The 8625-nt window shown below is 51.2% G+C and carries 11 protein-coding genes and 1 pseudogene; 5 read left to right on the forward strand and 7 right to left on the reverse strand.

Going from position 1 to position 8625, the window contains the following annotated elements:
• Window positions 1–256: 256 nt before the first annotated feature.
• Entirely contained in the window at window positions 257–463 is a 207-nt protein-coding gene (locus AC5I6P_RS08450) for a hypothetical protein (protein WP_495693308.1), read from the reverse strand.
• 532 nt (window positions 464–995) lie between these two features.
• Here AC5I6P_RS08450 and AC5I6P_RS08455 point away from each other — a divergent pair.
• From AC5I6P_RS08455 to AC5I6P_RS08465, 3 genes are all read left to right on the forward strand, one after another.
• Window positions 996–1532, forward strand: coding sequence for a hypothetical protein (locus AC5I6P_RS08455; RefSeq protein ID WP_495693309.1), 537 nt, complete (start codon window positions 996–998; stop codon window positions 1530–1532).
• A 120-nt stretch (window positions 1533–1652) separates the two neighbouring features.
• On the forward strand, window positions 1653–2489 hold the full coding sequence (locus tag AC5I6P_RS08460; RefSeq protein ID WP_495693310.1) for a dienelactone hydrolase family protein: 837 nt from the start codon (window positions 1653–1655) through the stop codon (window positions 2487–2489).
• Between the two features lie 174 nt (window positions 2490–2663).
• Window positions 2664–3599, forward strand: a complete 936-nt coding sequence (locus AC5I6P_RS08465; protein WP_495693311.1) for a hypothetical protein — start codon at window positions 2664–2666, stop codon at window positions 3597–3599.
• Window positions 3600–3876: 277 nt separating this feature from the next.
• Here the strand turns inward: AC5I6P_RS08465 and AC5I6P_RS08470 are convergent, their stop codons facing one another.
• The 6 genes from AC5I6P_RS08470 to AC5I6P_RS08495 all read right to left on the reverse strand — a co-directional run bounded on the left by AC5I6P_RS08470 (window position 3877) and on the right by AC5I6P_RS08495 (window position 6854).
• Window positions 3877–4104: a tyrosine-type recombinase/integrase gene (locus AC5I6P_RS08470; protein WP_495693312.1), complete on the reverse strand. Its 228-nt coding sequence runs from the start codon at window positions 4102–4104 to the stop codon at window positions 3877–3879.
• A gap of 31 nt (window positions 4105–4135) precedes the next feature.
• On the reverse strand, window positions 4136–4618 hold the full coding sequence (locus AC5I6P_RS08475; protein ID WP_495693313.1) for a DUF1579 domain-containing protein: 483 nt from the start codon (window positions 4616–4618) through the stop codon (window positions 4136–4138).
• 109 nt (window positions 4619–4727) lie between these two features.
• The gene (locus AC5I6P_RS08480; protein WP_495693314.1) at window positions 4728–5456 is read right to left on the reverse strand and encodes a DUF899 domain-containing protein; all 729 of its coding nucleotides are present in this window, start codon (window positions 5454–5456) and stop codon (window positions 4728–4730) included.
• Between the two features lie 80 nt (window positions 5457–5536).
• Window positions 5537–5974, reverse strand: coding sequence for a VOC family protein (locus tag AC5I6P_RS08485; RefSeq protein ID WP_495693315.1), 438 nt, complete (start codon window positions 5972–5974; stop codon window positions 5537–5539).
• 33 nt (window positions 5975–6007) lie between these two features.
• Complete coding sequence (locus AC5I6P_RS08490) at window positions 6008–6451, reverse strand: YybH family protein (RefSeq protein ID WP_495693316.1); 444 nt, start codon at window positions 6449–6451, stop codon at window positions 6008–6010.
• A gap of 49 nt (window positions 6452–6500) precedes the next feature.
• On the reverse strand, window positions 6501–6854 hold the full coding sequence (locus AC5I6P_RS08495) for a YciI family protein (protein WP_495693317.1): 354 nt from the start codon (window positions 6852–6854) through the stop codon (window positions 6501–6503).
• A gap of 180 nt (window positions 6855–7034) precedes the next feature.
• Between AC5I6P_RS08495 and AC5I6P_RS08500 the strand changes: the two genes are divergently transcribed.
• Window positions 7035–8288, forward strand: coding sequence for an RNA polymerase sigma factor (locus AC5I6P_RS08500; protein ID WP_495693318.1), 1254 nt, complete (start codon window positions 7035–7037; stop codon window positions 8286–8288).
• 84 nt (window positions 8289–8372) lie between these two features.
• Window positions 8373–8573: pseudogene (locus tag AC5I6P_RS08505) on the forward strand (transposase); the annotation flags it as partial.
• Window positions 8574–8625: the final 52 nt, after the last annotated feature.

Raw genomic sequence — 8625 nt, forward strand, 5'->3', positions numbered from 1 at the left:
CCAAACTCCGAACGATCGTAAAATTATTTAATGGCTTGATGAGGAGCGAAGTGGAACTGGTGGTAACAGGGGTAAGCGCAAGCTAGCGCTCTTGATAGCTGTGGCCTAATAGCTATCAGGGTTCCAAAGCGTTGCCACCTTAAATCTACAGTGTTACCACTCAGATTTGCTTTACAGCTCGTCCAGCTTTTCAATTAGAATCGTCTTAATATCAATTGTTTGATTGATCGCAATTGGCTCGATAGTGAACCTCCCCTCAGCTATCTAATGGAAAATGGCGCTCGGTTTCGCCTGCTTCAATCAGGCTCAAAAAAGTCTCACTGATAATCTTTTGTTCTTCCTCTGTGAAATCTGTCTTGAGCCGAGTTTCGATCTCATCATCACTGAGATCCTCATCAATGAGGGTTTGGAAGCGTTGCAAGATATCAGCAACACGATCGCTAGAATCGTTCTCTGTGTTCATAGTTCACCACTGGAGGATAGGGAATTTTGAAGTTATCGCGGTTCACCAATCATCTTATGGGAGTTTTACAGCAAACTCAAAATCGTCTGAGCCTGAAGAGATTAAAGAGCCTGCCAATTGATTAAGAGATCGCGACATAAAGGAATTAGACGCCAATTCTCACCCAAAACCAGGCGAACTTTTACATGATTAGACTTCTAGAACACGCCGCGCAGTTTTAAGGCATGTTTACGATCGCTTCCTAAATTCGATTTTGAATTTCAAGTTTTATCAAGCCCTCAATGCTCAGGGCATCACAGCTTCCGTTCTAATGAAATAACAGCCTTAACGTTGGTTTGAGCCAAAAAGCTATGGGAAACGCCAAAACACGGGAAGGAGTCCTCTCTACCTCACTAGGAAGCCTATCTCGGCTCAACCCTTTTATCAGGTTAAACCGCGAAGATGTGCGTTGTTTAACAGTAAGCAAGGTGCCCCGTAATATATTGTTTGCCTTAATGACAAGCATTTGTTTAGCAATGATACGCAAAATCGCATGACTAAGCCAGAGCGAATACGGGAGGGTGGTTCACCCACCCTCTCTGCTTCTACCCGGAACACTTCCTCACTCAACACTTTCTCACTTAAGGTTGATCCGGTACTGACGGCTCTCCTGCAAGCGGTTTGTGAAGCAACCGCTTGGGAGTACGGTGAAGCCTGGACTCCTACACCAGACCGTAAACTGCTAGAAATCAGTTCAGCGTGGTATACCCGAATTGATCTAAGCAGCGATCGCAGAATTGACTGGGAGCATTTTCATAACTGTAGCCAAAAGTTTGTCTTGCATCCAGGTGAAGGCTTGCCCGGTCGGGTTTGGGTCACTCAAGAAGCAGAATGGTTAGTCGATGCTGCTGCTGAGTTGAAGTCCTATTTCTTACGGAATCAAATCGCTAAAGCCTTCGGAGCGAGAGCAGCCTTCGGTTTACCTATAAGTATGGGCGCGAGCCAGGCTATTCTTGTCTTTTTCATGTCTGAGGTTCGCAAGGAAGACCCGCAACTGATCGAAGCGACTCAAGCTGCAGTTGCAATTTAAGCGAGTTGTTGCCGCTTTGAGGGGCAACAACCCACCCACGATCTTGAGCTGAGTAGTTCATCACCAATCGAATCAGCGGTTATGCTGGGGCTGTAGACACTAACCGGAGGAGTTCATCGGATGCATGATTTTGTCATGTTTGATTTTGCTGAGGCTGGCTCCTCTCGGCGGGTCTATCGCAAAGGTGAAGGACCTGCTGTCATCCTCATGCATGAACTGCCAGGCATGATTCCCGAATGCGTTGACTTAGCGCGACGGATTGCGGATGCAGGGTTTACAGTCTACCTGCCACTTCTGTTTGGCCAGCCAGACGAACCGCTCTCCATCCCGAATACGTTGGCTTACACGGCGCAACTTTGTATTAGCCAGGAGTTTTACTGCTTTGCTAAACATCAGTCCAGTCCCATCACCACTTGGCTACGCGCACTCTGTCGGAAAGCTCACGAGGAATGCGGAAATCGGGGAGTCGGCGTGATCGGCATGTGCCTCACTGGTGGATTCGTTCTGTCGTTGATGGCGGACGAGTCGGTGATGGCCCCGATCGTGGGTCAGCCCGCCTTGCCGTTTGGGATTACCCATTCTCATCAAGCGGCGTTGGGGATCTCGCAGCAGGATTTAGAGGCCGCCAAAAAACGAGCAGAGCAAGGAGTTCCAATCCTGGCATTGCGGTTTTCAGAAGACAAGATCAGCCCATCCAAGCGATTTGAGACGTTGCGGCAACAATTCGATGACACACCTGATGTGATCGAAGAGAGCCCCGAACTCTGTTGGAGACGTGGGAGGATACTGGAAACGATCGAGATTAACTCTAAACCTGGGAATCCCTACCACATTCCTCAGAATTCTCACCCGACCCTAACGCTTGGCTACCGTGGTAGTGGGCATCCAACCCATCGAGTCTTGCAGCGTGTCCTTGAGTTTTTGCAGGAACAGCTTTCAAAGCAGGATGAAACTTAGAGTCCACGATACCAAAAATGGGTCATGGAGTAACGTTTGTAGTACAACTGAAACTCCTACTATGAAGCAGCTATCGGCTCAAACATTGCCCAAAACAATCATTTTCGGAAATGTTGTAGGGCATCCTTAGAAGAGGCGAGCGCCTAAAGACTCGCCGCAGCGAGGTACAAACTGATGAAACTTCTGCCCTGTAGTCAGAGCAAAGAGCTATCAGCCCAGGCTCCTAAGCAAGCGCCAAGATCACGAGCCAGCGATCGACAGCTAACAGCCCGCTTTTTTCCGGGTTGCCCCTTGGTTAGGCGCATGAGCAAGCGGGCCACCCAGCAAAGCATCCAGGCGTTGGGCTTTGTGCTGGCGGCATTATGCACACCAGGCGTTTTGCTACTACCCGGATTTGCTCAACCCTCAACCGACCCACTACAGGCAACCTATCGCGCGGCCATTCAAGAGGCCGCGCTAGTTGAGCCGGAAAAAGATGTAGATACGCTCATTCCAATTACACCGGACAATCCTCTGCTAGTCTGGAATTCAACCAAGACGCAAGTCTTAGTCGTCACCTGGAAAAGCCAAAAGGTCTATGAGCGTTACCTCAAGCCCAACGTGAAGAGTTCCAAACAAGAAGACCAACTCCTCTGGGTCACAGTTGCGCCTCAAGTTAAAGAATTCTGCCAACGCTACTTGAAACAGCATCCGAATGCAACAGAAGCCGACTTAACGCTCCGCTTAAAGCAATACCTGGGTCTGAATCCCAGTTGGGAGTATGATCGGTTTGTCGAACTCTGGGTGAGTCCCCAAGATCTCTTCCGACCCTGCGTGAATCCGGACATTACACAGAGACGCTGCCCGCTCAATTTTGCAGAAGTCCCGCCCAAAGTAACTGGTCGCACCGAGGGGTCTGGCATTCAAAACTATCAGTCCTTTTATCAAGCGTTGTACTTTAGAAGCATTCGGGCAGCACTCCAACCCTGGACAGGACTAGGTTATACCTATGATTGGGGTAGTCCCATCAGTCGGGTTGGTGCGAGTGAGTTTATTTTAGTGCCTGGAGCTGCCTATGCTGTGAAACAAGCGGTACCGACGCTGCCGTATTGTCAAGCAGCAAGCCCTTGAACACGGCTCTTGCTTCGCACCCGTTCTGTAGATAGCACAAGGTTCGCTACCGTTTCTATTGATATTGTCAATCGAATGAGGTAAATGCAAAATTAAGCATAATGATTCCTGAAAAGGCATGACTACTCAGGCGATGCAGCAAGAGATAGCCTAGCAACTTCTTGCCAATCTTCAAGTCGTTGGCGATCGCGTTGAGCTATGGGTTGATGTTGTTTAGGATAGACGTGTTCTCAAATTGGTTCAAAGGCAAGTTCACTGGCTCATTTGGGTGCAATGCTCAAGCGTCAACCCTGAGGCAGGCGATCGGGCTATGAACACCGCGATCGCCTTTGTTGAGCACGTGGCTGTAAATCGTCGTCTTTACGTCTTTGTGCTCTAGCAACTTCTGAATTGTGCAGATGTCATATCCACGCTCCAGCAGATGCGTCGCAAAACTGTGTCGAAAGGAATGATCCCACTCTCTATCAAGGACAACGTCAGTAGAACAAAGGGTTGAATGATTCAATTCCACTGCATATACGATTTGCTCTCAGCTTCTATGACTGTCGTCGATAGTTCGCGGTCATGAAGTGACGCCACTGCCCGTCGTCACCCAGCACATATGAGGTCATCACTCGATGATCGTTGCTCTTGAACTCGATCATGTCCCTGTACTTTGCCATCTTCTCGCCATCAGCCATTGCAGGTCCGTCGGAATTGAGCATCAGCACCTTCTCATCCGCGTCCAGTTCGCCATCGTACAGCCAGAGATAGGTCATCATCGACCCAACCCAGGTGCCTACATATCGCTGTTTCTGGGGGTCGTAGCCAAGCGTCATTAAGGTTGTTGCGTGACCGCAGCCAGGCATCTCGCCCTGCCCTTCAGCCAGAACCCAGAGTCCGCCGATCGATCGCACACTCTCGGTTCCTGTGCTCTTCTCAGAGGGCTGATCGGGTTGCATCATCGCTTCAATTTCGCAGGTCCACTCACCAACGAGTTTCTGTAGCCACTGGTGTTCTTTCTGTGATTCGGTTTGCATATTGACTCCTGTTGTCTTTTGTTGATTGTTATCGCTTCATCTCCTGCTGTTGCCCATTACATTTCTTCTGTGATGGGCACATTGAGAACTTGAGAAACTGACAGAATTCCTATCCGTAGGTCGGCTTTTGGGGATAGCCCGAAGGCGAGTCCTCAAAAGCCTCTTGCCGCCCGTATGGTGTTACATCGAGGAGGCTGTAGGCGTTGGTGAGTCCTTCAACGCCACGGGCATAGGTCGAGTAGGTGTAGAAAATATCGTCGCCAACGCGGAAGAAGACGCTCAAACCGTGTCCCTCACCCTGCATCGAATTAGAGCCGTTCCTTCTCTCCATCTCAGCCTTATCCCGATAGTTGTACTCGATAGGCGCTACGTTCTCGTCCAAGGTGACGTGGAAATCGTAATTGAAATCGTTCCCGAAAGAGGAGTACCACGGAACGCTCCATCCCCTAAGAGATTTGTAGGCTTCGAGTTTGGGCAGTGGGGCACGGGAGACAAGCACAAACGTCGTTTCGCGATCGTTCAGCATTGACAGGTCACTTAAGGAGTCCACATAACTTGTGCAACCCGTGCAGCCCTTGTCCCACTCTGGGTCGAACATGAAGTGATAAACAATGAGCTGAATGCGTCCGTCGAACAGATCTGCCAGTGTGGCAGGGCCATTTGCTCCCTCAAACGTATACTCCTTCTCAAGTTTGACCATTGGTAGCCTTCGCCGCTCGGCGTTCACGCGATCGCGGTGTTGAGTAGCCTCTTTCTCGTGTTCGAGGAGTGACTTGCGAGCGGCGAGCCACTCCTCTTGTGCAGCAATTCTTGGATGCGCGATCTCGTTCTTAATCATTTCGATTTTTCCTTCCCTGTACAGGCTTTGTTGCTCTGCGTTTGATGCACCCCTTTGGGGATGTCTTCTGAAATGAAGGATCAAGCCGCTTTCTCGCAGTTGACCATCCACGGGATGCCAAACTGATCGACCAGCATCCCAAACCGAACAGACCAGAAGGTTTGCTCAATCGGCATCTTCACCTTGCCATTTTCTGCTAGGGCGTGAAAAATCTGTTCTGCCTCGGCTGGCTCGTCAACGCTGATCTGCACACAGAAGCCCTGGGGTGTTTCAAAATATCCAGGCGGACTATCAGACCCCATTAAGAGGCGACTTGCGCCCTGTGCAACCCCGGAGGAACCGTCTAGATCGAGGCAGACGTGCATGATTTTGTCATGCCATTCGGCGGGTATATGTTCTACCGAGGGCGCATCTCGGTGGGTGAGCATCATGACGATTTTGCCACCGAGACACTGCTCATAGAACTTGAACGCTGCCTCGCAGTTGCCGTTGAACATGAGATAAGAATTAAGTTTCATTGGGTGTTCCTTGGGTTGAGTCAGTGGATTGGACTATGGGTTGAGCGTGAATGCCGCTTGAGAGGTCTCTGGATCAAATGGAACCGAGAGGTGTTCGTGTAGGATCTGCCATTCGCCTTGATTTTTCTGGCAGACAGCCGTGACGCGCATCCAGGTTTGGATTGCTGGGTGGTCTTCCATTCCGGTGAGGCGAAACAGCCAATGGGCAACTGCTAAGGTGTCATTTACAGCGATCGTGAGGTCGCGTGTGTCGATCTCAAAAGCATCTGGGAAGTAAGGCAAACAGTCTTCCCACATTTGGCGGACAGCCGCTTTTCCTTGAATTTGAAACGGGGGTTTGACATCAAAAATAATCACCTCGGTAGCGTAGCGGGACATGATCTGCTCCACGTTCTTGGTGCAAATGGCACGCTGTTGAGCGGCGATCAGTTGGCGAATTTGAGCTTCGTTAGATGTGATGGTGTTTGCGGTTGTCATTGCAGGATTTCCTCTGAGTTTCAGATGTGATTTAGGTTGAGCGCAGTCATTACTGTGGCAAGCCCGCAACTTCAATCACGGAACGGACTTCGACTGTACCGACACGTGCGCCTGGAAGTTGGGCCGCGATCGCGATCGCTTCGTCTAGATCCTGAGCATTGATCAGGAAAAACCCGCCCAATTGTTCGCGCGTTTCAGCAAAGGGTCCGTCAGTCAGGAACGGCTTGCCATCTCGTACCCGGACGCTGGTTGCGGTCGCGACCGAATGGAGCGGGGCGGTTGCCAGATACTGTCCCTTCGCGTGGATCTGCTGTGCAAATTGTGCAGATTCCGCATAGCATTGTTCTCGCTCGATGTCGCTCAAGGCGTTTTCGTCCATGTAGATCAGCAGCACATATTTCATTTGGTTGCCTCCATTCTTTTCCTTTGCAAGTGAGTCGAACGGCAATTGCTCAAATCGACACCTCGCAGAAAATTTTTATCATCAGGTACGATCGAACTTGACCTCCTTTGGCTTCTTTTGTAAGTCAGTCGAACAGCAACTGCTCAAATCGACACCTTGCCAAAAATTTTTATGTCAAGTATGGCTTCAAACGCAAAATCGGATGTTGCCCAAGCGATCGCTGCTACATACTGCGCTGAATGGGGACGAATTGTCGCCATTCTGATTCGGCTAATAGGAGATTTCGACATTGCTGAAGAAGCGGCACAAGAAGCTTTTGCGGCGGCTGCGAATCAGTGGAAAACCCGTGGTGTGCCTGATCTTCCCCGTGCCTGGATCATCCGAACTGCTCGATATAAAGCGATCGATCGCCTCCGACGACGGACGCGGCTTAGCGAGAAACTGGAATGGTGCGCTGCATCCGGGTTAATTCCGTCGAGCGAGGAGCCAATCTACGACTCTAATGAAATTCCAGACGAGCGCCTGCGCCTAATCTTTACCTGCTGCCACCCAGCATTGGCGATCGAGACTCAGGTTGCTTTGACGTTGCGGCTGCTGGGCGGACTGGAGACCGATGAAATCGCACGAGCGTTTCTCGTACCTACAGCGACGATGGCACAACGGCTCGTGCGTGCCAAGCGTAAGATTCGGGACGCGGGCATTCCCTACACAGTGCCAGACACAACCGATCTGCCTGGGCGCGTGGAAGCGGTGCTGACCGTGATCTATCTCATTTTTAACGAAGGCTATGCGGCAACCCGGGGTGAGGCAATGGTCAGAGCCGATCTTTGTGCGGAAGCGATCCGGCTCGGTCGCCTCGTGCGAACGTTGATGGCACCGCAACCGCCCTCAGAAGTGACGGCGCTAATTGCACTGATGTTGCTGCACGACTCGCGGCGCGATGCTCGTTTGGATGAGGCTGGCGATCTCGTCCTGCTCGAAGATCAGGATCGCCGCCGTTGGAATCATCAGCAAATTGCTGAAGCGCTGCCGCTCGTTGAGGAGGCACTGCGCGGCAGGACAGGTTCGTTTGCGCTTCAAGCGGCGATCGCGGCACTGCATTGTCAGGCGGCACGGGCTGAAGAAACGGACTGGGCGCAAATCGTTCGGCTCTATGATGTGCTGGAACGACTACAGCCTTCACCGATTGTGTTATTGAACCGGGCGGTCGCGATCGCGATGGTCGGTGAACCTGAAGCGGCGATCGGACTCATGGATGCGCTCACCACCGAACTCAACGGCTATCACCTGTTCCATGCCGCCCGTGCCGATTTGCTGCGACGCGTTGGAGTCTCGGAAGCTGCCGCCCAGAGCTATGCCCGTGCGCTGGAGCTGGTCACGAATGACAGTGAGCGTCGCTTCCTGGAACGTCGGCTACGCGAAGTTCAGTCCTAAGAGGCTGTTTGAAAAGACGGGTAGGTGGTAAAAAAGCTCTCTCGGTATAGGCTGTAAATACATAAAGACAGCACCGAAAGAGCCATGAGTAAAGCATACTCCAGCAACCTGAACCCAGCTCAATTCGAGTTGATTGAACCTTTGATTCCTGCGGCTAAAGCAGGTGGTCGTCCACGAGCAGTCCAGATGTGGGCAGTCCTCAACGCCATTCTGTACGTGGTGGTACAAGGGTGCAAATGGCGCGACTTGCCAGGAGACTTTCCCGCTTGGCAAACGGTATACACCTGCTTGACTGACAGAAGTACTGGAAGTTGAAACGAAAGCTAGGAGGGAAGCA

The organism is Myxacorys sp., assembly GCF_059501405.1.